The organism is Plantibacter sp. H53 (genome assembly GCF_001650455.1).
GTDB lineage: Bacteria > Actinomycetota > Actinomycetes > Actinomycetales > Microbacteriaceae > Plantibacter > Plantibacter flavus_A.
On sequence record NZ_LWCT01000013.1, the window covers coordinates 13784 to 37525 of the forward strand.

20 protein-coding genes are annotated in these 23742 nt (G+C 69.5%); 12 read left to right on the forward strand and 8 right to left on the reverse strand.

From position 1 onward, the window contains the following. Positions 1–92: 92 nt before the first annotated feature. Genes mvk through A4X17_RS08185 form a run of 5 tightly spaced genes read left to right on the forward strand, consistent with a single transcriptional unit; the run spans position 93 to position 5617 of the window. Positions 93–1031 carry a mevalonate kinase gene (mvk, locus tag A4X17_RS08165; protein WP_064295174.1) on the forward strand — a complete coding sequence of 313 codons (939 nt, stop codon included), beginning with the start codon at positions 93–95 and terminating at the stop codon, positions 1029–1031. Continuing rightward, entirely contained in the window at positions 1028–2086 is a 1059-nt protein-coding gene (gene mvaD, locus A4X17_RS08170) for a diphosphomevalonate decarboxylase (protein WP_064295175.1), read from the forward strand. Before mvk ends, mvaD begins: the two co-directional genes overlap by 4 nt. Beyond that, positions 2083–3300: a phosphomevalonate kinase gene (locus tag A4X17_RS08175; protein ID WP_064295176.1), complete on the forward strand. Its 1218-nt coding sequence runs from the start codon at positions 2083–2085 to the stop codon at positions 3298–3300. Before mvaD ends, A4X17_RS08175 begins: the two co-directional genes overlap by 4 nt. After that, a complete protein-coding gene (locus tag A4X17_RS08180; protein ID WP_064295177.1) occupies positions 3297–4364 on the forward strand; it encodes a hydroxymethylglutaryl-CoA reductase in 1068 nt (355 codons plus the stop codon). Before A4X17_RS08175 ends, A4X17_RS08180 begins: the two co-directional genes overlap by 4 nt. A gap of 59 nt (positions 4365–4423) precedes the next feature. Then, the gene (locus tag A4X17_RS08185) at positions 4424–5617 is read left to right on the forward strand and encodes a hydroxymethylglutaryl-CoA synthase (protein ID WP_064295178.1); all 1194 of its coding nucleotides are present in this window, start codon (positions 4424–4426) and stop codon (positions 5615–5617) included. A gap of 212 nt (positions 5618–5829) precedes the next feature. Here the strand turns inward: A4X17_RS08185 and A4X17_RS08190 are convergent, their stop codons facing one another. Both A4X17_RS08190 and A4X17_RS08195 read right to left on the reverse strand, forming a co-directional pair. Continuing rightward, positions 5830–7923, reverse strand: coding sequence for an acyltransferase family protein (locus A4X17_RS08190; RefSeq protein ID WP_064295179.1), 2094 nt, complete (start codon positions 7921–7923; stop codon positions 5830–5832). Between the two features lie 131 nt (positions 7924–8054). Further along, positions 8055–9158, reverse strand: a complete 1104-nt coding sequence (locus A4X17_RS08195; RefSeq protein WP_064295180.1) for a VIT1/CCC1 family protein — start codon at positions 9156–9158, stop codon at positions 8055–8057. Between the two features lie 145 nt (positions 9159–9303). Between A4X17_RS08195 and purE the strand changes: the two genes are divergently transcribed. Further along, positions 9304–9825 carry a 5-(carboxyamino)imidazole ribonucleotide mutase gene (purE, locus tag A4X17_RS08200; RefSeq protein ID WP_082916048.1) on the forward strand — a complete coding sequence of 174 codons (522 nt, stop codon included), beginning with the start codon at positions 9304–9306 and terminating at the stop codon, positions 9823–9825. Next, positions 9822–11201: an LCP family protein gene (locus tag A4X17_RS08205; protein ID WP_064295182.1), complete on the forward strand. Its 1380-nt coding sequence runs from the start codon at positions 9822–9824 to the stop codon at positions 11199–11201. The genes purE and A4X17_RS08205 overlap by 4 nt, the downstream gene beginning before the upstream one ends. 26 nt (positions 11202–11227) lie before the next feature. On the opposite strand, the gene A4X17_RS08210 is transcribed toward A4X17_RS08205, so the two are convergent. The 3 genes from A4X17_RS08210 to A4X17_RS08220 all read right to left on the reverse strand — a co-directional run bounded on the left by A4X17_RS08210 (position 11228) and on the right by A4X17_RS08220 (position 13893). Beyond that, positions 11228–12364 (reverse strand): glycosyltransferase family 1 protein, encoded by a 1137-nt coding sequence (locus A4X17_RS08210; protein WP_064295183.1) that lies wholly within the window; start codon positions 12362–12364, stop codon positions 11228–11230. After that, the gene (rfbD, locus tag A4X17_RS08215) at positions 12361–13212 is read right to left on the reverse strand and encodes a dTDP-4-dehydrorhamnose reductase (RefSeq protein WP_082916026.1); all 852 of its coding nucleotides are present in this window, start codon (positions 13210–13212) and stop codon (positions 12361–12363) included. Before rfbD ends, A4X17_RS08210 begins: the two co-directional genes overlap by 4 nt. A 108-nt stretch (positions 13213–13320) precedes the next feature. Then, the gene (locus tag A4X17_RS08220; protein ID WP_064295185.1) at positions 13321–13893 is read right to left on the reverse strand and encodes a GtrA family protein; all 573 of its coding nucleotides are present in this window, start codon (positions 13891–13893) and stop codon (positions 13321–13323) included. A gap of 114 nt (positions 13894–14007) precedes the next feature. On the opposite strand from A4X17_RS08220, the gene A4X17_RS08225 reads away from it, so the two are divergent. The 3 genes from A4X17_RS08225 to rfbA all read left to right on the forward strand — a co-directional run bounded on the left by A4X17_RS08225 (position 14008) and on the right by rfbA (position 16523). Then, complete coding sequence (locus A4X17_RS08225) at positions 14008–14613, forward strand: dTDP-4-dehydrorhamnose 3,5-epimerase family protein (RefSeq protein ID WP_064295186.1); 606 nt, start codon at positions 14008–14010, stop codon at positions 14611–14613. 4 nt (positions 14614–14617) lie between these two features. After that, positions 14618–15586: a class I SAM-dependent methyltransferase gene (locus tag A4X17_RS08230; RefSeq protein ID WP_064295187.1), complete on the forward strand. Its 969-nt coding sequence runs from the start codon at positions 14618–14620 to the stop codon at positions 15584–15586. Between the two features lie 70 nt (positions 15587–15656). Further along, positions 15657–16523, forward strand: coding sequence for a glucose-1-phosphate thymidylyltransferase RfbA (rfbA, locus tag A4X17_RS08235; RefSeq protein ID WP_064295188.1), 867 nt, complete (start codon positions 15657–15659; stop codon positions 16521–16523). Positions 16524–16555: 32 nt separating this feature from the next. Here rfbA and A4X17_RS08240 read toward each other — a convergent pair whose 3' ends face one another. Beyond that, a complete protein-coding gene (locus A4X17_RS08240; RefSeq protein WP_064295189.1) occupies positions 16556–17509 on the reverse strand; it encodes a lysylphosphatidylglycerol synthase domain-containing protein in 954 nt (317 codons plus the stop codon). A gap of 93 nt (positions 17510–17602) precedes the next feature. Here A4X17_RS08240 and A4X17_RS08245 point away from each other — a divergent pair, with 93 nt between their 5' ends. Continuing rightward, the gene (locus A4X17_RS08245) at positions 17603–18817 is read left to right on the forward strand and encodes a glycosyltransferase (protein ID WP_197479041.1); all 1215 of its coding nucleotides are present in this window, start codon (positions 17603–17605) and stop codon (positions 18815–18817) included. A 4-nt stretch (positions 18818–18821) separates the two neighbouring features. Here the strand turns inward: A4X17_RS08245 and A4X17_RS08250 are convergent, their stop codons facing one another. Both A4X17_RS08250 and A4X17_RS08255 read right to left on the reverse strand, forming a co-directional pair. Further along, positions 18822–19739: an NAD-dependent epimerase/dehydratase family protein gene (locus A4X17_RS08250; protein ID WP_064295191.1), complete on the reverse strand. Its 918-nt coding sequence runs from the start codon at positions 19737–19739 to the stop codon at positions 18822–18824. A 3-nt stretch (positions 19740–19742) separates the two neighbouring features. After that, positions 19743–20684, reverse strand: coding sequence for a glycosyltransferase family 2 protein (locus A4X17_RS08255; RefSeq protein WP_064295192.1), 942 nt, complete (start codon positions 20682–20684; stop codon positions 19743–19745). Positions 20685–20907: 223 nt separating this feature from the next. On the opposite strand from A4X17_RS08255, the gene A4X17_RS08260 reads away from it, so the two are divergent. Next, positions 20908–23727 (forward strand): hypothetical protein, encoded by a 2820-nt coding sequence (locus A4X17_RS08260; RefSeq protein WP_064295193.1) that lies wholly within the window; start codon positions 20908–20910, stop codon positions 23725–23727. The last annotated feature ends 15 nt before the right edge of the window (positions 23728–23742 follow it).

Below are 23742 nucleotides of genomic sequence, written 5' to 3' on the forward strand. Positions count from 1 at the left end.
GGGCGGCTCACGGGCCGGCCCGTGGTGGATCGGATCGCGACCGGACGACCGATGTGCAGCCAGCTGCATGTTTTTCGGACCAGAATGGTGAGATGACGACAGAGCACACGGCTGCGACCGGTCGCGGCTTCGCGCACGCCAAAGCGATCCTGCTGGGCGAGCACGCCGTCGTCTACGGTTCTCCAGCCGTCGCCCTGCCCATCCCGTCGCTCCGGGTCGAGGCGACCGCCCGGCGCATCGACGGGGCCTCGGTCCTCGACACCGAGATCTCGCTCGGCCCGCTCGACGCCTCCGATCCGCTCGGGACCACCGTCCTCGAGACCCTCGCGCACGTCGGTGCGGCACCGGCCGGCGTCGAGGTCGTCGTCCGCGGGACGCTGCCGATCGGCAGAGGCCTCGGCTCGAGTGCCGCAGCGGCCAACGCGATCGTCGACGCCGTCGCCGACCTCCACGGTGTGGCGCTCGACGACGCCGACCGGTTCGAGCTCGTGCAGCGTGGCGAACGCGTCGCCCACGGGACGCCCAGCGGTCTCGACGCCCGGGCGACGAGCGCCTCGACGCCCATCCTCTTCACCGCCGGCCGCGTCGAGCATCCGCCGATCCGCTTCGGCGGCAGCTTCGTCGTGGCCGACACCGGTGCGCGCGGATCGACCCGGAAGGCGGTCGCCGACGTCCGCACCTTCGTCGAGCTGCACCCCGAGCGCGGCCGGGCGCTGCTGGCCGAGCTCGAACGCGGGACCGTGGAGGGCGTCGCCGACCTCGCCGCGGACCGCCGCGATGACCTCGGGACCCGCATGAACGCGGCGCAGGTGGTCCTCGACGAACTCGGCGCCGGTCACCCCGCCATCACGGCGCTCATCGCGGTCGCCGCGGCGAACGGCGCCCTCGGCGCGAAGCTCACGGGCGGCGGGCAGGGTGGATGCATCATCACCCTCGCCGCGGACCCCGCGTCAGCCCGACGCATCTCGCAAGCCCTCCTCGAGGCCGGAGCACTCGGCACCTGGACGATCGACGCGGAGGACTACGCGTGACCCCGACCCCACAGCAGCACGCCGAGACCGCGTCGGCCGACGGCGCCGCGACCGCGCTGGCCAACCCCAACATCGCCCTCGTCAAGTACTGGGGCAAGCGGGACGAGGCGCTCATCCTCCCGTGGACTGGAAGCCTCTCACTGACCCTCGACGCAGCGCCCACGACGACGACGGTGCGACTGACGGACGCAGCCGACGACGTCGTGCTCCTCGGCGGACGCCCCCTCGAGGGCACCGCCCGCTCCCGTGTCACACGCTTCATCGACCTCGTGCGCGCGCTCGCCGACCGAGACGAGCGCGTCACCGTCGACTCCCACAACGAGATCCCGACGGGGGCCGGCCTCGCCTCCTCGGCCTCGGGCTTCGCCGCGCTGGCGCTCGCCGCATCGACCGCGTTCGGACTCGACCTCGATCGCCGTGCCCTCTCCCGCCTGGCCCGCCGTGGCTCGGGGTCGGCCTCCCGCTCGATCTTCGACGGGATCGCCGTCTGGCACGCCGGCCACGATGACGAGAGCTCCTTCGCCGAGGCGGTGCCCGCGCCCGGACTCGAGCTCGGCATGGTCCTCACCGTCCTCGACGCCCGGGCCAAGTCGGTCTCCAGCCGCGACGGCATGCGGCGCACGGTCGACACCTCGCCGTACTACCCCGCCTGGGTGGAACGCACCCCCGTCGAACTCGAGGAGATGCTCGCCGCGATCGCCCGCGCCGACTTCACCGCCGTGGGCACGATCGCCGAGCGGAACGCGATGCGGATGCACGCCACGATGCTCGGCGCCGAGCCGCCGGTCCGGTACTGGGGACCGGCGAGCGTGGAACTGCTCGACCTCGTCGCAAACCTCAGAGGCAACGGCCTCGAATGCTATGCGACGATGGACGCCGGCCCGAACGTGAAGATCCTGTGTCGAGCCGACGCGGTCGACGAGCTCGCGACTCGGATCCTCGAGGCGCAGCCCGACATCGGCGTCATCCCCGCCAGAGCCGGACGGGGCGCGAGGCTCATCACCTCGGAGCCCGGCGGATCGGCGGGCGAGCAGACAACGGAAGGAGCGCGATGATCGAGATCAATGCGCCCGGCAAGCTCTTCGTGGCCGGCGAGTACGCCGTCGTCGAACCAGGGCACCCCTCCATCCTCGTCGCGGTCGACCGGTGCGTCACCGTCCGACTCGAGGCGAGCGAGCACGAGGGCCGCATCTTCTCCGACCAGTACGGCCGAGCGCCCATCATCTGGCGTCGCAACCGCAACGGGGTCGTCGTCGAGCACGAGGAACGCCCGCTCGACCACGTCCTCTCCGCCGTGAGCACGATGGAGACCCTCGTCGCCGAGCTCGGCGTGGCGCAGCGGTTCTCCGCACTGTCCATCACCAGTGAGCTCGACGACGCGAGCGGCAGGAAGTTCGGCCTCGGCTCGAGTGCCGCCGTGACGACCGCCACCATCCGCGCCCTCGACGAGTTCTACCAGCTCGACCTGACCCGGACGCAGATGCTCAAGCTCGCGATCCTCGCCACCATCGACGTCGCGCCGGCAGCCTCCGGGGGCGACCTCGCGGCGAGCATGTTCGGCGGCTGGCTCCGCTACACCTCGCCCGACCGGGCGCGGCTGCGGGAGGTGCGCCACCGCGAAGGGGTGCTCGCAGCCCTCCGCGACCCCTGGGCCGAGCTGGGGCTCGAGCGTCTGTCGCCACCGACCTCCCTCCGGCTCCTCGTCGGCTGGACCGGCGAGCCCGCCTCGACCACACGTCTCGTCGACGAGCTGCAGTCCCGCAAGTGGGCGGAGACCGCCCACTACACCTCGTTCCTCGCGGCCAGTCGCGCCGCCGTCGACGCCCTCACGATCGGCTTGAACGACGAGGACCCGGCCCTCGTGCTCGGCGCCGTCCGCTCCGCGCGCGCGACGCTCGCCGGTCTCGGCCGCGACGCCGGTGTCGACATCGAGACCGCCGCGCTCGCGCAACTCTGCGACGCCGCCGAACGCCTCGGCGGGGCGGCCAAGTCGTCCGGTGCCGGTGGTGGCGACTGCGGGATCGCGTTCATCGGCCAGTCCGTCTCCACCGCCGCCCTCGAAGACGACTGGTCGGCGCACGGCATCGAGCGGCTCCCGCTCACGGTGCACCCGCCGACCGGACTCATCGACGCCGCCCACAGCCCGTGGGGGCCGTCGGAGATCAGCCGTACCGACGACGACGCGGTCGAATCCATCAGATCCACCTACGCTCGTGCCTTCGCCGAGCAGCACGACGTCCTCCGGGGCGGAACGGAACACCACGCATGAGCAACGAACCCGACGGCGTCGCACCGGTCCCACTCAAGTGGATCGGTCCGCTCCACCTGAGCGGCAACGTCATGGAGGGCGAGCAGGAGGTCCCGCTCGCCACCTACGAGAGCCCGCTCTGGCCGTCGGTCCGACGGGGCGCCCGCATCTCCTCCATGGTCCCCGGCGGCATCCGCGCGACGCTCGTCGACGAGCGGATGAGCCGCTCCGTCCTGTTCGAGGTCGACTCCGCCGGCGACGCCCTGCAGGCGCTCCGCGAGATCGAGCGCAGCCTGCCCGAGCTGCAGGCCGTCGTCGCCCGGTCGAGCCACTTCGCAGAACTCATCGAGATCAACTCGCAGATCGCCGGCAACCTGCTCTTCCTGCGCCTCGAGTTCCGCACGGGTGACGCGTCCGGGCACAACATGGTCACGCTCGCGGCGGACCGTCTCATGCCGTACATCATCGAGCGTTGGCCGATGCTCCGGTACGGTTCGATCTCCGGCAACTTCTGCTCCGACAAGAAGGCGACCGCGGTCAACGGCATCCTGGGCCGTGGCAAGAACGTCGTCACGGAGATGACGATCCCGCGGGCGATCGTCGAGCGGTTCCTGCACACGACGCCCGAGCAGATCGTGCAGCTGAACGTGCGCAAGAACCTCGTCGGGACGATCCTCGCCGGCGGTCTGCGCAGCGCGAACGCCCACTACGCCAACATGCTGCTCGCGTTCTACCTGGCGACCGGCCAGGACGCGGCGAACATCGTCGAGGGCTCGCAGGGCGTCACGCACGCCGAGGTCCACGACGGCGACCTCTACTTCTCCTGCACCCTGCCGAACCTCATCGTCGGCACGGTCGGCAACGGCAAGGGGCTCGGCTTCGTCGAGGAGAACCTCACCCGCCTCGGATGCCGCGAGGACCGTGAACCCGGCGCCAACGCCCGGCGACTCGCCGTCCTGTGCGCTGCCGCCGTCTGGTGTGGCGAACTGTCACTCCTCGCCGCGCAGACCAACCCCGGTGAACTCATGGCCGCCCACCTGAAGCTCGAACGCAGCGCGCAGACCGCGGCCGGCGCGCCCGCCTGACCCTCCCACCGCACCGGGGGACCGGTGCATCGTCGACGCTCGAACGGAGCACCCCGCACGTGAACACCAACCAGACCACCAGCCCCGCCGTCGGCATCGACGACATCGCCTTCGCGACCGGTGCGAACCGCATCGACCTCGCCGAGCTCGCGGGGCGCTTCGGCGTCGAGCCCGCCAAGTATTACGTCGGTCTCGGCCAGAGCGAGATGAGCGTCCCGGCCGCCGACGAGGACATCGTGACGATGGCCGCCGCCGCCGCAGCGCCGATCATCGAACGGCACGGCAGCGACCGGCTCCGGACCGTCCTGTTCGCCACCGAGTCCGGGATCGACCAGTCGAAATCCGCGGGCGTCTACGTGCACCGGCTCCTCGGCCTGCCGCAGGCGGTCCGCGTGGTCGAGCTCAAGCAGGCCTGCTACTCGGCCACGGCGGCGCTGCAGTTCGCGGCGGCGCTCGTGGCGCGGAACCCCGAGGAGACGGTACTGGTGATCGCGAGCGACATCGCGCGGTACGAACTGCACTCCAATGCCGAGCCGACGCAGGGCGCCGGGGCCGTCGCCATGCTCGTGGCCGCAGATCCGGCCATCCTCGAGCTCGAGACCGCGACCGGCGTCTACACGCAGGACGTCATGGACTTCTGGCGCCCGAACCATAGTGCGACGGCGATCGTCGACGGCAAGCTGTCGATCTCCGCCTACCAGGACGCGATCGAGGGTGCCTGGGCGGACTACCGGTCACGCGGCGGAGCGGACTTCTCCGAGGTCGACCACTTCTGCTACCACCAGCCGTTCACGAAGATGGCGATCAAGGCGCACCGGCACCTGGCCAAGTCGCTCGGCGCAGGGCGCACCCAGGAGGAGTTGGACGCACAGATCGAGCCGACGACCGGGTACAACCGCCGGATCGGGAACAGCTACACGGCCTCCGTGTACCTCGCGCTGCTCGCGCTGCTCGACGGTGACGACGACCTCACCGGTCGGCGCATCGCGTTCCTCAGCTACGGATCGGGTGCGGTCGCGGAGTGCTTCAGCGGCATCGTGCGACCGGGCTACCGCTCGGCGCTGCGGAGCGACGCGAACCGTGCGCAGCTGGATGCGCGGACGGTCGTCGACGACGCCCGCTACCTGCAGCTCCTCGAGGACGCGGCGTCGGCCGACGTCCACGACTCCGACCGTCCGCGCGAGACCGGAGCGCCGTTCCGTTTCGCGGGCGTCGTCGGCGATCGCCGGCAGTACGAGCCCACCTCCGCCTGACCCCCCGGCTGTCTTGGGTGGTCGCCAGCGCGGTGCGCTGACGTCACCGCGGGTCGGGGACGTGAGCGCGGGTCTCCAGAGGGGCGCACCCACGCGTGTGCCCCGCGGTCGTGCCGGTTCCCCCGCGCTCGCATCAGCGCACCGCGCCGACGCCGGGTTCGACACCCTCGCGTCAGCGCACCGCGTTGGCACTCCACCAGGTCAGGGGCTGGTCACCCTCGGGAGGTGGCGGCTCGGATCCGGTCGACGAGGAACGGGCCCAGGGTCCGCGACCAGGTGGCCGTGATGTGGTGCAGATCGCGATAGACGAGCACGTTCCCGACGGCGAGCGGACAGGTCCCGGCGGCGCAGTACAGCTCGCCGAGGTCCACGACCGGCACGGCACCGTCGGTCATCGCCGCCGTGGCGGTGTTCAGGTCGAACGTCGGGTACGCCTCGGCCACGGGGAAGGCGCACGCCCCCGCGATGAGCTCGGCCGCGCTCGTGCGGTCGACGCACGCCGCCGCTTCGGTCGGTACACGGGGATTGTCCCGCAGCACGACGATCGACGTCCCCTGCTCGAGCACCGGTCCCCAAGCTGCGAGCGTTGCGCCCCGGATCGCGGCCTGTTCGGCCACCGAGGTCTCGTCCGGACTCTTGGAGGTCACCAGGATGATGTCGTACGGCCGCCCACCCGTGAACGCCCGCTGCATGAGGGTCCGCCGGGCGACACAGGCCGCCGAGTCGTCCGGTCCCGGCTCCCGCCACTCGCAGCCTTTGCCGACGTACACGTCGAGCCGCCAGTTCCGTGCCTCGAGCTGATCGACGAGACCGGGGATGAGCATCGTGGCGTGGGAGTTCCCGGTGAGCGCGACCCGTGTGGCGTCCGGGCGCTCGGAACCGAAGGTGCAGCCGGGGAAGTCCGGCGCATCGGCGGCTGCGGAACACCGGAAGGTGTCACCCGTGTCCTCGGTCCGCACCGAGAGCGGCGGCAGCAGTTCGTCCGCCAATGCCGGATTGGTGCAGCCCGAGACGGCCGCGTCGGCCCCGAAACACGGCTCGCCGTCCGTGACATAGGTGTCCACGGTGCTCGCGAGGGTGCGTTCCTCGGCGGCGACGGTCAGCAACCCCGCCGTCGGGATGCAGAGCACGAGTGCGGTCGCCGCGCCAGCCAGCAGGACGGTCCGTGTGGAGCGCGCGTGCGCGAGGACGGGGGCTCGTCGGACGGGGTCCTCGACGAACCGTTTCGTCAGCGCGGCGAGGACCACGGCGACGACCAGGAGTGCGGCAGCGATCGCCCAACCGAGCGGATCGCCGAGCGCGACGGGCACGCCGAGCACCCACGGCGCGACCACGATGAGCGGCCAGTGCCACAGATACAGCGAATAGGAGAGATCGCCGAGCAGGAGCGACGCACGTGTGCGCGCAATGGTCGTCACGGACCACCGGTGGGTCGACGACCCACCGACGATCACGAGGAGCGTCCCGAGGACCGGGAGGGCGGCGGCGATGCCGGGGAAGGCCGTCCGCTCGGTGAATGCGATCAGCGCGACCGCCAGGAGGACGACGCCGAGGACGCCGGAGGCCGTCCGCCAGCGGGTGCGGTGCACGACCACGACCGGCCCGAGGAGCGCGAGCAGCCCTCCGGCCGCGAATTCCCAGGCACGTGTCGGTGTGGCGAAGTACGCCGGCGCCGGATCCGCCGCCGTGTACAGGATCGAGCACAGGAGTGAGGCGGCACCGATGATCCCGAGCGCCACACCGAGGGTGCGGCGGAGGTCCGACGCTCGCCGCCGGGTGAGCCACACGCACAGCACGACGACGAGTGGCCAGGCGAGGTAGAACTGCTCTTCGACGGACAGCGACCAGAAGTGCTGGACCGGCGACGCGGCGCTTCCCTGCGCGAGGTAGTCGACGGAGCTCCCGGCCAGGAACCAGTTCTCCCAGGAGGTCCCGGCCGCCACGGTCTCGGTGAAGAACTGCGTCCAGGCGCTCGGCGGAGCGAACCGCCAGACGAGGATCGCGGTGACGGCGAGGACGAGCAGCGCGGCCGGCAGGAGTCGCCGGATGCGGCGGGCCCAGAACGCCGGGAGGTCGATGCGGCCCGTCTCGGTGGCCTGGCGTGCGAGGTGGCTCGTGATCAGATAGCCGCTGACGACGAAGAACACGTCGACGCCGACGTACCCACCGGGCAGGAGGCTCGACGACAGGTGGAAGACCACGACGGACAGGACGGCGATCGCGCGGAGCAGCTGGATGTCGGGTTGTGTGCGCGGAACCGCACCGAGGAGGGGAGACGCGCCGGTCCGCTCCTGCACCTGCCTCACGCGGTCTCCTCCGCCGTCCGGGTCGACGGACGGCGGGCTCAGCGTAGGGAACGCCGGTGACGCACTCGTGGACGGCAGATGACCGGTTCGCTTCGGCTTCGGGTGTCGACGGCGGACGGCCGACGATCGGGTCAGCCGACGTTCGCGCCGAAGAGCAGGCCGAGCACGTAGGTCGCCGCGGCCGCCCCGTATCCGATCGCGAGTTGCCGCAGTGCCCGGCGGAGCGGTGGACCGCCGGAGAGGAGCCCGACGACGGCGCCGGTTCCGAGCAGGGCCACCCCGACCAGGAGTGCGGCGACGAGCAGTGCGGCGACACCCTGCAGCCCGAACAGGTAGGGCAGGACCGGGATGACGGCGCCCGATGCGAAGAAGCAGAAGCTCGAGAGTGCAGCTCCGAGTCCGGTCCCGATGGCCTCGTGCTCCAGCGCGGCACGGGCCTCGCGCTCGTAGGTCCCGGCACCGACGCGGGCCAGGACGTCCGCGGCGTGGGCCTCGGCTTCCCCGACGTCCATTCCGCGTGCGCGATAGACGAGGGCGAGTTCGTTCGCGTCGACGTCGAGGTGGGGGAGGGCGTCGTCGGCCGCCGGGTTGGGGCTGGACGCCTCGAGCAGCTCGCGCTGCGACCGGACCGAGACGTACTCACCGGCTCCCATCGACAGCGCACCCGCCAGGAGGCCCGCGAGCCCGGCGGCGAGGACGACGCCGTTGCCGACCCCGGTGGCGCTCATGCCGATGACGAGCGCGAGGTTCGAGACGAGTCCGTCGTTCGCTCCGAACACGGCCGCCCGGAAGGTTCCGGACAGGCGGTTGCGTCCACGGGCGGCCAGGCCCCGGACGACCTCCTCGTGGATCTGCTCGTCGGCGGCCATCCGCTCGGTGGCCGCCCGTTCGGTCGCATAGGGCGAGCGCGACTCGGCTCGCTGGACGAGCGCCAGGACGAAGACGGATCCGAACCGCCTCGCGAGCCAGCCCAGCAGTCGGGTCCGCAGGTCACCGCGTTGCGGCTTGCCGGCGTCGTCGCCGAGCAGGGCGATCCAGTGCGACTCGTGGCGTTTCTCGGCCTCGGCGAGCGCGAGCAGGATGTCGCGCTCCTCACCGCTCCGCCGGCCAGCGAGATCCCGGTAGACGGCGGCCTCGGCGCGTTCGTCGGCGAGGTACCCGCGCCAGCGCCGCAGCTCGCGCTGGCTGGGTGGTTCCTGGCGGGACGCGGATCCGTTCGTGGTCGACTCGCTCATCCGCCGATTGTCCCAGACGCCCGTCGACCGGTGCGCAGCGCGCCACGGAGCCGTCCCCGGACTGGGGTCGCCGGGCGAGGGCTTGTCCAGCAGCTGCGGTGCGTCCTGAGCCGATCTTCAGACACTGCGATCTACGATGGTGCTCATGCCCGAGAACCCCGCCCCGTCCCTTGACGCCCCGCCGCTCGTCGGCGTCGTGATGGGCTCGGACTCCGACTGGAACGTCATGAGCGATGCGGCGCAGGTGCTCCGCGACTTCGGCGTGCCGTTCGAGGTCGAGGTGCTGTCGGCCCACCGCACGCCCGAGAAGATGATCGCCTACGGCAAAGCGGCCCACGGTCGCGGGGTGAAGGTGGTCATCGCCGGTGCCGGTGGTGCAGCCCACCTGCCCGGGATGCTCGCCTCCGTCACCACCCTCCCGGTGGTCGGCGTCCCGGTCCCACTGTCACGCCTCGACGGTCTCGACTCACTGCTGTCGATCGTGCAGATGCCCGCGGGCGTGCCGGTCGCGACCGTGTCGATCGGCGGCGCGAAGAACGCGGCGCTGATCGCCGTCAAGATCCTCGCCACGGCCGACGACGCCCTGCACCAGGCGCTCGTCGCCTACGCCGAGGCCCTCGCCGACTCGGTCGAGGAGAAGAACCGGAACCTCAAAGCGCAGCTATGACGAGTGCAGCCACCGCCGCGAAGCCGATGCGGTATCCCGACACCCGTTCACGCGAGGTGATGACCAAGCGTGCCTGGTGGCTCGTCGTCCTCAACCTCCTGATCCCCGGCTCAGCTCAGGTGCTCGCCGGCAACCGGAAGCTCGGGCGGTTCGGACTCTTCTGCACCCTGTCCCTCTGGGTGGTGGCGATCGTGGCCGTCGTCGCCTACCTGCTCTGGCCCGCCCCGGTCATCACCATCGCGACGAACTGGTTCACCCTGACCGCCGTGCAGGTGCTCCTCGCTCTCTACGCCGTCCTGTGGGTCGTCCTCACCCTCGACACGCTGCGCCTCGTCCGCCTCGTGCGGGCCTCTCCGAACGCGCGGCTCGGCGTCGCGCTCTTCGCGACGTTGGCACTCGTCGCGGTCGCCGGGACAGCGGGCTATGGTGCGGTCGTGGCGGGCTCCGCACGTGGCACGATCGGCTCGATCTTCGCCCAGACCGCACCGGTCGAACCGGTCGACGGGTACTACACGTTCCTCCTCCTCGGGGGTGACGCCGGCGCCGACCGCGAGGGACTGCGACCCGACAGCACCTCGGTCGTCGCCGTCAACGCCGAAACGGGCAAAGCGACCGCATTCGGGCTCCCGCGCGACCTCGACCCCGTCCCGTTCCCGGAGGGCTCCGAGATGGCCTCGCTGTATCCGAACGGCTACGGCTACGAGGACGACTGCGACGTCGACGTCTGCCAGCTGAACTCCATCTATACCGAGATCCAGCTCAAGAACCCCGAGCTGTTCCCGAAGGCCGAGGCCGCAGGAAGTGAGCCGGGCATCGAGGCCATGAAGCAGGCGGCCGAGGGCGCGACCGGTCTGAAGATCCAGTACTACGTGCTCGTGGACATGCAGGGCTTCGCGACGCTCATCGACGCGCTCGGCGGCATCACCATGACGCCGACGCAGCGGCTCCCGATGGACGGCGATGAGGACCTCAACGACGTCACCGAGTGGATCGAGCCCGGTAAGCAGGTCATGGACGGTCGGACGGCACTCATGTACGCGCGCTCCAGGCACTCGACGAGCGACTACGACCGGATCGCGCGCCAGCGCGAACTTCAGGACGCGATGCTCAAGCAGTTCAACCCGACGAACGTTCTGTTGCGCTTCCAGGAGATCGCCGCGGCGAGCCCGGACGTCGTGAAGACGGATGTCCCGCAGTCGATGCTCGGGTACTTCGTGAACCTCGCCGGGAAGACGAAGGCCGCAGGTCTCGCGAGCGTGGAGTTCGTGCCGCCGCTCATCGACCCCACCGAACCTGACTACGGGCTCATCAAGCAGACCGTCCAGGACACGCTCTGGCCGCCGACACCGACCGCGGATCCGACCGACGCGGGTTGACCCCGCGACCGGCCCACCGGGACCGGTCAGATCTCGGCGTGCAACTGCCAGACGCGCTCTGCGGAGTCGCGCCAGCTGAACGCCTGCTCGCGGTCCATGCCGAGGATCCGCAGTCGAGCGAGTCGTTCGGTGTCACCGACGACGTCGTTGATGGTGGCGATGAGACGGTCCGCGTAGCCCTTCGCACCGGACTCGACGACGACACCGGCTCCGCCGCCGACCTCGACGAGCGCGGGCACGTCGGAGTGGATGACGGGCGTGCCGAAGCGGAAGGCCTCGACGAGCGGGAGGCCGAAACCCTCGGCCAGACTCGGGTATACGAGTGCGGTGGCACGGTCGAGGACGACGGCCAGGTCGGCGTCGTCGAGGAATCCGAGTGCTCGCACGCGGCCCTCCGGAAGACCGGCCTCGTCGGCGACCTGCGCGAGCGTGACGTCTCCCCAACTGTCGGTACCGACGATGAGCAGCGGCAGGTCAGGCGCTCCCGGACGACCGAGCCCGGTGATGAGTTCGGTGATACCGCGACGCGGGTCGAGCGAGCCGACCGAGACGAGGTACTCGGAGGGGAGGTCGAGCGTCCGTGCTCGGCCGTCGGCATCCGTGGGGAGGGCGAGGGTGGATGCGGCGGCGCCTCCGATGACGCGGACCCGGTCGCCGAGGTCGATGATCTGACGCAGTTCGTCTGCCACGGCGTGGGTCGGGACGACGATGGCGTCTGCGTGTTTTCGGGCGCGTTTCACCATGGCCTTCTGCCAGCTGACCGACAACGGTGTCAGCGAGGACGGGTGTGACCAGGCGAGCGTGTCATGGATGGTGACGACGATCTGATTGCCGTCGTTGATGCGGTCGTGCCTGCTGAGCGGAGCGAGGAGACCCGGCGCGTGCACCATGCCGGTGCCGGCGCCGGGCGTCACGATACCGAGCTGCCAGGCGGCGCTGAGTTCACGCCGAGGCAGCGTCGTGCGGTGCAGGGCTGCGAGGCCCGGCAGCTTCGATTCGAGGAGGTCGACCTTCTCCTTCGACACCGCGGACACGATGCCTTCGACGTCGCAGCCGGGAGGTGCGCTCGCGATGATCTCGCGGGTGAGTTCCTCGGAGTACCGGCCGACACCACCTGCCACCGGAGCGACGATCTGGTCGACGACGACCCGGAGTGTCGTCACGGTGCCGTCACGACGCCGTGCTGCGTCGCTGCTTCGAAGGCCTCGCGCCAGTCGCGCATCGGCGCCAGACCTGCGACGGCCCAGGCGTCGTGGCCCAGCACCGAGTAGGCGGGGCGCGGCGCAGGACGGACGAAGGCGGAGCTGTCGGTGGGGGAGACCCGGGCAGGGTCCGCGCCGACCGCCGCGAAGACGGCCTGTGCGAACTCGTACCAGGAGGCCTGCCCACCGTTCGTGCCGTGGTACACCCCAGCCGGCGCGTCAGCATCGAGCAGCGCGACGATCTGCGCAGCCAGGTCCGCCGTCCAGGTCGGCTGTCCCAGCTGGTCGGTCACGACGCCCGGATCGACGCCGTTCGCCGCCAGCTTCGCCATCGTCGCGGCGAAGTTCGGTCCGTTCTTCCCGTACAGCCAGGCCGTACGGACGATGTACGACCCGTCCGGGTGTTCCGCGAGGACGGCACGCTCACCGTCGGCCTTCGTCCGGCCGTAGGCGCTGATCGGAGCGAGCGGGTGGTCCTCCTGGTACGGCGAGGTGGCGGAGCCGTCGAAGACGTAGTCGGTGGACACCTGGACCAACTTCGCACCGGCCTCACGAGCGGCCACCGCGAGGTTGCGGGCTCCGACGGCGTTCACCGCGGCCGCGTCGGCCTCGTTCGATTCGGCGTCGTCCACCTTCGTGTATGCGGCAGCGTTGATGACCGCCGAGTGGCCGGCGACGGCGGCGCGGACGGCCTCGAGATCCGTCACGTCGAGCTCGGCGCGGCCGAGGGCGGTGACCGGACGGCCCACGAGGGCCTCCTGCAGGTCATGGCCGAGCATGCCGGAGGCTCCGGTGATGAGATAAGACAAGGTGTGGTTCCTCTCCGATGGGGCGAAGTCATCGTAACGTGTGGGGCTTCGGGAGGTCTGGACGGTCGGGACCGGACACCCCGAGCCGCCGCGGAACCGGTGTCCGCCTCAGCCGAGGGAAGGGCGGTCTGTCGGCTCCCTGACCGTGCCGGTCCGCGATGGGGGTTCTTCGAAGATCGTCCGCTGTGCTTCCTCGACGCGGGCTGCCGATGCGAGACCGTCCTTACGATGGTGCCCGTAGACCCAGTAGCGGTACAAGGCGAACCGGAACAGCGTGCCGAGGCCCAGCCCGATGACGTTGCTCGCGATGTTGTCGGCGAGGAGCGTGTCGTACCCGAGAACGTAGTGGCTGATGTAGAGGCAGAGGAGCGCGATCCCCATGCCGCCGAGCGACACGACCACGTACTCGACGAGCTCGAGGACGAAGTTCTTGCGACGGTGCTCACGGAACGTCCAGTAGCGATTGCCGATCCAGTTGAAGACGATGGCGACCGAGACGCTGACGGCCTTCGCCCCGATGGGCGACTGCAGGGCGTGATCGTGTCCGAACACGCCGAGCCGCAGCAGGTTGAACAGGGCGATGTCGATGCCGAACCCGATGAGCCCGACGACGCCGAACTTGAGCGCGTACTGCGCGATGCCGAACCAGACGCGCTCTGCGAGCCTCTTGAGGCGCTCCATGTTGCTCCCAAACGACGAAACCGATCGTTCGAGTATCACAGGGGACGCCGCTCCGTGCGCTGTGAGCGTTGTCACAGAGTGCCGCGGCAGTCGACGGATTGGTAGGATCGCCGGGTGCAGATCCGAGAACTGAACGTCCCAGACAGCTACGAGATCACGCCGAAGCAGTTCGGCGACGACCGAGGTGTCTTCCTGGAGTGGTACCGCTTCGACAAGCTCGAGGAGGCGAGCGGTCGCTCGATCAAGCTCGCCCAGTCGAACACGTCCGTGTCCAAGCGCGGCTCCGTCCGTGGCATCCACTTCGCCGACATCCCGATCGGGCAGGCGAAGTACGTCACGGCGACGCGTGGCGCGGTCCTCGACTACGTCATCGACATCCGCGTCGGTTCGCCGACGTTCGGCCAGGTCGACTCGGTGCTGCTCGACGACACCGACCGCAAGGCGATCTTCATCTCCGAGGGGCTCGGGCACTGCTTCGTGGCGCTGACCGACGATGCGACCGTCAGCTACCTCGTCACCGACGTGTACCGTCCTGACCGCGAGCATGGCATCAACCCGCTCGACCCGGAGATCGGACTCGTCATCCCGGACGCGGCAGGAACACCGCTCCTGTCGCCGAAGGACACCGAGGCTCCCGGCCTGTCGGAGGCGGCAGCGGCCGGCCTGCTGCCGACGTGGGACGACGCCCGCGCGTTCTACGCGTCGCTCCGGTCGAGCTGATCGCATGAGCGAGCCCGCCAACCGGTCGCTCGTCGGCTCGGCACCCGTGGTGATCGAGCCCGACTGGCTCGGTCCCACGGCCTTCTGGCAGCCGAGGTTCTTCCCGCTCTCGGCGTGGGTCGAGCACGCGCCATTCGCCTTCTGGATCGCCGATGCCGTCCGACCACGTGTCTTCGCCGAACTCGGCACGCACTACGGTTACTCCTACTTCACCTTCTGCGAGGCGTTCCGTCGCCTCGGCTTGGAGACGAAATCCTTCGCGCTCGACACCTGGCAGGGCGACGACCACGCGGGTGCTTACGGTGAAGAGGTCTACGAGTACGTCACGGGCGTGAACGACCGGGAGTTCGGATCCTCATCGACCCTGCTGCGAGGGTACTTCGACGACTCCGTCGACCAGTTCGCCGACGGCACCATCGACCTCCTCCACATCGACGGGCGTCACGGCTACGAGGACGTCCTGCACGACTACGAGTCCTGGCGGCCCAAGCTCTCTGAGCGCGCCGTGGTCCTCTTCCACGACATCGCGGAGCACCAGGAGGGGTTCGGCGTCTGGCGGTTCTGGGACGAGATCAAGACCCGCCACCCCTCGTTCACCTTCGAGCACAATCACGGCCTCGGTGTCCTGGGCGTCGGTTCCGAGCTGCCCGAGACGATGGTCCGGTTCTTCGAGGTCGCGGCTCGGGAACCTGAACGCGTCCGCGACGCCTACGCGCGGCTCGGTGCGGACTTGTCCGCCATCGTCGCGGGGCGGGACGACGATGCCGCTGTGCGGGTGGCTCTCGAGGAACGAGGGGCTGCCCTCGAGGAACGAGGGGCCGAACTCGAGCATGCCGAACAGCTCGTCGCGGCCGCTGAAGCCGAAAACCTCGGCCTCCGCCAGCAGCTCGAAGCGGTGCGAGCAAGTACCAGCTGGAAGCTCACGGCTCCCGTGCGCAAGGTCAGCGGAGTGGTGAGGCGTCGCGCGGACTGAATCGCGCCGACCACGACCGTCTCGGCGGCGTCGGATCGCCGTGGCGAACTCCGACTAGACTGCATGAGTTATGCGAGGAATCATTCTGGCCGGAGGATCCGGCACGCGACTGTGGCCGATCACCAAGGGCATCTCGAAGCAGTTGATGCCCATCTACGACAAACCGATGATCTACTACCCCCTGTCGACGCTGATGATGGCCGGGATCGACGAGATCCTCATCATCACCACGCCGGAGTACAACGAGCAGTTCCGCGCGCTCCTCGGGACCGGGGCCGAGCTCGGCATCCGCATCGAGTACGCGGTCCAGCCCTCGCCCGACGGCCTCGCCCAGGCGTTCATCATCGGTGAGGAGTTCATCGGCGACGAGAGCGTCGCGCTCGTCCTCGGCGACAACATCTTCCACGGCACGGGACTCGGCTCCGCCCTCCGCAATCACAACAGCATCGACGGTGCGCTGATCTTCGCCTATCAGGTCGCCGACCCGACCGCCTACGGCGTCGTCGAGTTCGACGACGACTTCACGGCGATCTCGATCGAGGAGAAGCCGGCGAAGCCGAAGAGCAACTACGCCGTCCCCGGTCTGTACTTCTACGACAACTCGGTCGTCGAGATCGCGAAGACGATCGAGCCATCCGCTCGCGGCGAGCTCGAGATCTCGACCGTCAACGAGCGCTACCTCGAGCAGGGATCGCTGCAGGTCCAGGTCCTCGATCGCGGCACCGCCTGGCTCGACACCGGCACCTTCGAGTCGATGATGCAGGCATCCGAGTACGTCCGGGTCATCGAGGACCGTCAGGGGTTCAAGGTCGGGTGCATCGAGGAGATCGCATGGCGCGCCGGGTGGATCGACGACAAGCAGCTGGCCGTCCTCGCCGCTCCTCTGGTCAAGAGCGGATACGGACGTTACCTGCAGACCCTGCTCGCGCAGGCATGACGCTCGTCACCTCGCGCTGAGCGCACTGATCGTCACTCCGGGCCCGGTGCCGCAGTAGGTCGTCCGACCGCTGGGGTGCCGGGCCTGATCCGTGCGACGGCGAGCGCGTACAGGCACACGGCGACGTCGATGACGATGAGTCCGAACCGGCTCACGAGCACGATACCGAGGACCGAGCCGACCGGGACGACACTGGTGAGCACGAGGGCGAGGATCGCCTCCCGGACGCCAGCGCCGGCGGGCGCGATGATCGCGAGGAACCCCGCGACCCAGGCCAGGGCGTAGCCCGAGGTCGCGAGCGGCAGCAGACCCGGATCGAATGTGCCCAGCGACGTGACGATGGTCCAGAGATGGACGCCGAAGCACACCCAGCTGATGAGCGACCATCCGATGGCTGCGGTCAACGGGAGGGCCCGGATGGGCGGTAGAGGGTCCTTCCGGCGGAGGAGTCGGAAGGCGAACCCGATGATCCTCGTGAGGACCGGTGGCAGGAGGGCGATGACGCCGACGGCGATCGCGAGGACGACGAGCCAGCCGTAGGAAGCGGCCAGTGCCGGAAACGCGAGGAACGTGCCGGCGGCGACGGTTGAGCCGGCGATGAGGCTCACCAACAGCTGGGCTGTGAGGGTGATCGCCGTGACCCCCGTCGGGATGCCCGCGCGCGCGCCGAGCTGGCTGCCGGCGACGATGGGCCAGACACCGCCCGGCAGGTACTTGCCGATCTGGGACACGAACACGACGTGCGAGGCGTCCCGCACCGAGATGCGGTAGCCGAAGGCGATGACGACGGCCCGCCAGGCGAGCATCGAGAAGAAGACGCCGAGGAAGCCGGCCACGAGAGAACCGAGCAGCCAGACCGGTTGCATCGTGAGCACGCTCGAGACGAAGTCGTCCCAGCTGCGGATGACGGTCCACGTGATGAAGCCGATGACGACCACCGCGAAGGCGATCTGGAGGGGCCGTTTGACCTGGGTAAGCTTGTTCATGGCAGATGCCCATTATCTCCCACGGCGTCCACAGCCGGTGCGTGCGGCGATCGCCGCACGTCGATGGGAGCACCCGCCCGATCCGGAGGTCCCGTGCCACGTCCCCGTCTCCTCGTCCTCGCCTCCACGTTCCCCGCCCGTGCCGGCGACGGCGTGCCGGCGTTCGTGAGGGATCTGGCTCTGCAGGAATCCCTCGACTTCGACACCAGGGTCCTGGTACCACGGGTGCCAGGGGCCGCATCGGATGAGCAGGACGGTGACCTGCACATCACGCGATACCCGTATTTTCCGAAGCATTGGGAGGACCTCGCAGACGGCGCCATCATCGAGAACCTGCGTGCGAAGCCGATTCGCTGGCTGCAGGTTCCAGGGCTGTTCCTGGCCCAACTGATTGCGCTCCGACGTGTTCTCCGTGAGTTCCGTCCCGACGTCCTCCATGTGCATTGGATCATCCCCCAGGGGGTCGTGGCCCTGCTCGGCGGCCGACGCGTCCCGCAGCTCGTGACGACCCTCGGCGGCGACCTGTACGCGCTGAACGCCGCTCCGCTGCGTGCGCTGAAGGCGCGGATCGTGCGTCGGGCGGGCGCGGTGACCGTCATGAACGCCGACATGCGTGACCGCGTGATCGCGTTGGGCGCAGCGCCTGCAAGCGTCCAGGTCATCCCGATGGGTGCCGATCTGCCTCCGCTCCCTGCGTCGGAGCCGGCAGGGGCGGACGAGGCCGTACCGGCTCCAGGCGTGGTGCCCGCCCGCTTGATGTTCGTCGGGCGACTCGTCGAGAAGAAGGGTCTGTCCTACCTCATCGAGGCCGTCCGCCGGGCACCGGCCGGGTCGCTGGAGCTCGAGATCGTGGGCGACGGACCGCTGCGGACCGCCCTCGAGACGGAGGCATCCGGCCTACCCGTGGTCTTCATCGGTCAGCAGGGGCGCACCGAGCTGTTCGCTGCGTACCGCCGTGCCGACGTGGTCGTCTTCCCCTCGGTCGCGTCCACCTCCGGCGATCAGGACGGTCTTCCGGTCGCTCTGCTCGAGGCGATGCGTGCCGGCCGGGCCATCATCGCGACGGATCTGCCGGGGTTGAACGAGGTCGTGCTCGACGACGCGACCGGCTTGGTCGTACCCGATCGGGATACTGCTGCCCTGCTCCGAGCGATCCAGCGGCTCGCTGACGATCCAGACCTCCGGGAACGACTCGGCGCGGCAGCCGCGACGCACGCCGAGCAGTTCTCGATCGAGGCGATCGGCTCCCGATACCGCACGCTGCTGCACGACGTGCTGGGTGCCGTCGGTCGTCGTTCGTCCGACTGATCGGTCAGCGTCGTCCGAGCTGTTCCCAGGTCGAGGCGATGCCGCGCTCCAGGGGGGTCGTCGGAGGGGCGCCGAACTCGGAGCGGTAGCGTGCGGTCTCGAGCACGACGGTCTCGACGAACGTGCTCGGGACAGGTCGCGGAGCGACGTCCAGCGGTTGGCCGACGACCCGTGCGATGGCGTCCAGGACCTCCGAGACCGTGTGTCCGACGCCACTCCCGATGTTGTAGACCGAGTGTGCCGGGTCACCGGCGACGATCCGGGCGATCATCTCGATCGCGTCGTCGATGTAGAGGTAGTCGCGCACCATGCTGCCGTCGCCGTAGCGGACGATGGCGTCGCCCGCGGCGATGTTCGCGAGCGCGATGGGGATGAGCCCCTGGCGGCGGCCGGGGTGCTGACCGGGCCCGTACGGATTCGAGATGCGGAGTGACACCGCGTCGAGCCCACGCTTGACACGGAAGTACCGGAGGTAGTGCTCGATCGTGAGCTTCCCGATGGCGTACGGGGAGCGGGGGAGGGCCGGGTCGGTCTCCCGGTATCGTTCGAGACCCTGATCGCCGTAGATCGCGCCACCGGTGGAGGCGAAGTAGAACCGTTCGATCTCGGCGTCGGCACACAGACCCAGGAGCTCGACGGTCTGTCCCACGTTGGTGCGGAGATCGAGCGAAGGGTCGTTCTCAGAGGTCGCCGGCGCGGTCGTGGAGAGGAAGTGGAACACGAGGTCCTGACCGCGGACCGCGGCTGCGAGGTCGCTGCGGTCGAAGAAGTCTCCGGCCAGGATCGTCGCGTCGCGCGTGTCGAAGTTCCGCGGGGATCGGAACCGGTCGAACACCGTCACGTCATGACCGCGTCCGACGAGGGCGTCCACGAGTGGTCCGCCGAGGAACCCGTTGCCGCCGATGACGAGGCTGCGCACCATGGCTCAGCCGCCGTACCGCTGCAGCTTGAGGTAGTCGAGCATCTCCTCGTTGAGCGTGCGGTTGATTCTGGTGAGGTCGGCGACCACACCGATGGCGAAGGACAGGAGCGCGCCCATCAGCAGCGTCGCCCCGACGAGCAGGCTCTGGAGGTGGTTCCCCTCGTCCTGGACGATCGTGAGGATGAGGTACCTGACGAACGGGGTGAGCCCCGCGATCAGCAGCAGGAGTCCGAGCCCGGCGAACACGACATATGGCCGGTACATCAGGAAGGCCCGCACGATCGCGACGCCCGACTGGTACATGTGCTCGCCGATGGATCGGAACAGTCGTGACTCGCGCGTCTTCGGGTTCGTCGTGACCGGGATGCTCGTGATCGCCAGGCGTTTGTTGCCCGCCTGGATGATCGTCTCCATGCAGTAGCTGAACTTCGTGACCACGTTGAGCCGGATGAGGGAGTACTTCGAGTACGCGCGGAACCCGCTGGCCGCATCCGGGAGCGTCGTCTTCGCCGCCTTGTTGACGATGAAGCTCCCGAAGCGCTGCATCGCCTTCTTGAACGGGGAGAAGTGCTCGATGAGTGCCGTCTGCCGGTCCGCCACGACGATCTCGGCCTCACCCGCGAGGATGGGCTGGACCAGGTCGCCGATGCGCTCCTGCGGGTACTGGTTGTCGCCGTCCGTGTTCACCACGATGTCGGCGCCGTGGAGCAGGGCGTAGTCGACGCCGTCGCGGAACGACCGGGCCAGTCCCATGTTCGTCGAGTGCTTCACGAAGTGCTTCACGCCGTAGGACTTGGCGACCTCGATCGTGCGGTCGGTCGACCCGTCGTCGATGATGAGGATCTCGATCTCGTCGATGCCCGGGATCGAGGTCGGAATCGACTCGAGGACGAGCGGGAGGGTCTCCTCTTCGTTCAGGCACGGGATCTGGACAAAGAGCTTCATAGGCGACTTCCGGAACTGTAGGCGATACGACCGGTCCCAGAGTACCGTCGGATCCGTCGGGTCGCTGCTCGGAGCCGACCCGAGCAGGTCCGTCGGGCCATGCGGTCACCGGTTGCAGCACGAGGGTTGAGGCATACTGGGGGCTTTGACCCTGACGAGCCCGAGGAGTGCCGTGCAACGATCGCGACCTCGCGACGGCGTGTCCGCGCCTCGGAATCCCTCGATGCTCGGCCCGAGTCTCGGGTCGTCGGCGGTGTCCGTGATCGCGTGGGCTGCACTGGTGGCCTTCGTCGTGTGCACGATCGGGCCCGCGCTCGTCGGTGTCACGAGTTTCCTCGGCACCGACCTGCTGGTCTCCTTCGCCCCGTGGCAGTCGTCGATCGGGTTGCCGCAGGATCCGACGAACCGCTTCATCGGCGACACCATCGACACCGTGGTACCGCAGACCGCCTTGATCGTCGAGGCCGCACGGGAGGGCTCGTTCGCGGCGTGGAATCCGTACGCGGCGGGTGGTGCCGAGCTTGCCGGCCTGCCGAACTCGGGCGTGTACTCCCCGCTGTCGCTGCCGTGGTGGTTCCTCCCGGTGAGCGCCGCACCCGGCTACGTGAAGCTCCTCGAGATCATCGTCATCACCCTCGGCATGTCCTTGCTCCTGCGGCGCTGGAGGCTGCCGAACGCGAGCTGGGCGGTCGCGAGCCTCATCTTCGCGTCGTCCGGATTCATGATCTCCTGGACGAACTGGCCGCAGACCCGTGTGGCGGCCCTGCTGCCGTTGTTGTTCTGGGCGCTCGACCGCGTTGCGATCCGTCCCCGACCGGTCGACGTGGCCATCCTCGGGCTCGTGGTCGCCTCGCTCCTCCTCGGTGGCTTCCCGGCGGTCGCCGGCTACGCGCTCTATGCGGGAGGCGCCTACCTGCTCGTGAGGTCGATCGTCGTCCGGCGGCGATGGCAGGGGGTGCTGTCAGCAGTCGGCACCGGTGCCGCCGGTGTCGTGCTCGGTGTCGGGCTCTCCGCTTGGCAGCTCGTCCCGTTCGCGGTGAACGCGTCGAGTGTCCTCGATCTGTCTGCCCGCGCGGCAACATCCGGCGCGTCACTGCACTGGGGCGACCTCGCGTCGCTCCTCGTACCGGAGGTTGTCGGAGATGTCGACGCCGGGCTCACCTGGGGAGCCGGGAATCCGATCGAGCGCTTGTCCTACATCGGCGTCGGAGCACTGGCCCTGGTCGCCGCCGCCGGTCTCATCGTCCCCCGGAGCCGGCGACTCCGCCCGAGTTTGACCTTCGTCGTCGTCGCGCTCGCGCTCAGTGTCGTCCTCACCTTCGTGGGCGGTCCGATCCTCGCGGCGTTCCAGGAGCTTCCGGTCTTCTCCAACAACCCGATCGCGCGGCTGCGGGTCCTCGTCGGGTTCTTCCTGGCGCTGCTCGCGGCGGCCGGCTTCGCCGCGGTGATCGATCCGACCTCGCTGCGAGCGGAGGTGCGTCTCCTGCGGCGCGCTCGGACGAGACGTCATCTCTGGTGGCGGATCCTGGCGCTCGTCGTCGTGATCGCCATCGGGTGCGTCGCGGCGTTCACCGTTCGCGACACGCTCTGGACGCTGCCCGCCGACGTCATCCCCGCGATGCGCGAGCACATCGGCGTGGTCGGAGCCTTCGCGGCCTTCGCCGTCCTCGTCGTCGTCGCCGCCTGGGTCGGTGGTCGACGTGTCGGCATTCTGGCGGGCTGCATCCTCCCGGTCATGCTCGTCGTGCCGGCGATCGTGGTCGCGAACGAGTGGTGGCCGCAGTCGCCCCCGGAGACGGTCTACCCGACCACGGCGACACATCGGTTCCTGGAGCGCGGACTCGGGGAGAGCCGGTACGCGTCCGTAGACCAGACGATGCTCCCGGGGACGAACACGATCGACCGGCTCCGCTCCGTCGGCGGGCACGCGTTCCACACGAGCGAGTGGCAGGATCTCCTGGAGGCGGTCGAGCCGGACGCGTTCTTCAGCCGGACGTACTCCGCTCTGCGTTCCGGGGATCTCGCGACCTCGATCCGCTCACCGATCCTGGACCGGCTCGCCGTCAAATACGTCGTCGACAATCCGGAGGCCACGGTGCTCGGCCAACCGGAAGGCACGATCGACCGCACCGGCCGGGTGCAGGTTGCCGACGGGGACCGAGTCCGTTCCGCGGTGCAGTCCGGCCCGGTGCGAGGCGTCGTGTTCGCGTTGCCGGACAGCGTCGTGGGGCAGGACGACCCCGACGGAGTGACCGTCACCCTCGACATCCGCGACGCGGTGACCGATGAACGGATCGCGACGACGTCGACCTGGTTTCCCGCGCTGACCGCCGACCAGTCGGTCGCGGTGGAAGGCGAGGACATCCCAGCCGACCGAGCCTGGGTGGCAGAGCTGCGGTTCGACGGCATCGGCATTCCGGCTCCGGTCGCAGCCGATCCCTCCGGTCGATTGGGGATCTCGCTCGTCCGTCCCGCCGACGACGGGCTCCGCGTCGCGCACACGGGCGACGCCACCGTCTATGAACGGACGACGGCACTCGATCGGATCAGATGGGCGTCGACCGCGGTGACGGAGACTGACCCTGCCGAGCAGGTGGCGACGATGGCGGACGGCTCCCTTCCGAGCACGGCCGTCCTGCTGGAGCGTCCGGAGGATGCTCGGGAGGTCGCGAGCGACCGAGCGGCCTCGACCGCCGCGGTCACGGTCCTTCCCAGCGACACCAGTCGCATGGAGGTCGAGGTGGTCGCCGATGGAGCAGGCTGGGTCGTGGTCGCGGACTCGCTTCGCCGACCGGGCTGGGCGGCGACGGTTGACGGGAAGCCCGTCGAGCTGCTGCCGGCCGAGCATGCCGGCGCGGCCATCGCGGTCCCGACCGGCGAGCACCGTGTCGTCCTGCAGTACACGGTCCCCGGGCAGCAAGTCGGTCTGGGGGTGACCGCGGCGTCGTCGCTCGTCGTCGTGGTCCTCGTCGTCGTGGACGCGTTCCTCGTCCGCCGCCGCCGGCGATCGCTCCTGAGTGGTGACCCAGGACTTCTAGGTTAGATTGGTCAGCATGTC

Bases quoted from the DNA above. Each gene is read 5' to 3' on its own strand.
- A4X17_RS08230 (WP_064295187.1), top strand. From the start codon at position 14,618: ATGAGCGAGCCCGCCAACCGGTCGCTCGTCGGCTCGGCACCCGTGGTG.
- A4X17_RS08175 (WP_064295176.1), top strand. From the start codon at position 2,083: ATGATCGAGATCAATGCGCCCGGCAAGCTCTTCGTGGCCGGCGAGTAC.
- A4X17_RS08180 (WP_064295177.1), top strand. From the start codon at position 3,297: ATGAGCAACGAACCCGACGGCGTCGCACCGGTCCCACTCAAGTGGATC.
- A4X17_RS08220 (WP_064295185.1), bottom strand. From the start codon at position 13,893: ATGGAGCGCCTCAAGAGGCTCGCAGAGCGCGTCTGGTTCGGCATCGCG.
- mvk (WP_064295174.1), top strand. From the start codon at position 93: ATGACGACAGAGCACACGGCTGCGACCGGTCGCGGCTTCGCGCACGCC.
- A4X17_RS08205 (WP_064295182.1), top strand. From the start codon at position 9,822: ATGACGAGTGCAGCCACCGCCGCGAAGCCGATGCGGTATCCCGACACC.
- purE (WP_082916048.1), top strand. From the start codon at position 9,304: ATGCCCGAGAACCCCGCCCCGTCCCTTGACGCCCCGCCGCTCGTCGGC.
- A4X17_RS08195 (WP_064295180.1), bottom strand. From the start codon at position 9,158: ATGAGCGAGTCGACCACGAACGGATCCGCGTCCCGCCAGGAACCACCC.
- A4X17_RS08250 (WP_064295191.1), bottom strand. From the start codon at position 19,739: ATGGTGCGCAGCCTCGTCATCGGCGGCAACGGGTTCCTCGGCGGACCA.
- A4X17_RS08260 (WP_064295193.1), top strand. From the start codon at position 20,908: ATGCTCGGCCCGAGTCTCGGGTCGTCGGCGGTGTCCGTGATCGCGTGG.
- A4X17_RS08255 (WP_064295192.1), bottom strand. From the start codon at position 20,684: ATGAAGCTCTTTGTCCAGATCCCGTGCCTGAACGAAGAGGAGACCCTC.
- rfbA (WP_064295188.1), top strand. From the start codon at position 15,657: ATGCGAGGAATCATTCTGGCCGGAGGATCCGGCACGCGACTGTGGCCG.
- A4X17_RS08240 (WP_064295189.1), bottom strand. From the start codon at position 17,509: ATGAACAAGCTTACCCAGGTCAAACGGCCCCTCCAGATCGCCTTCGCG.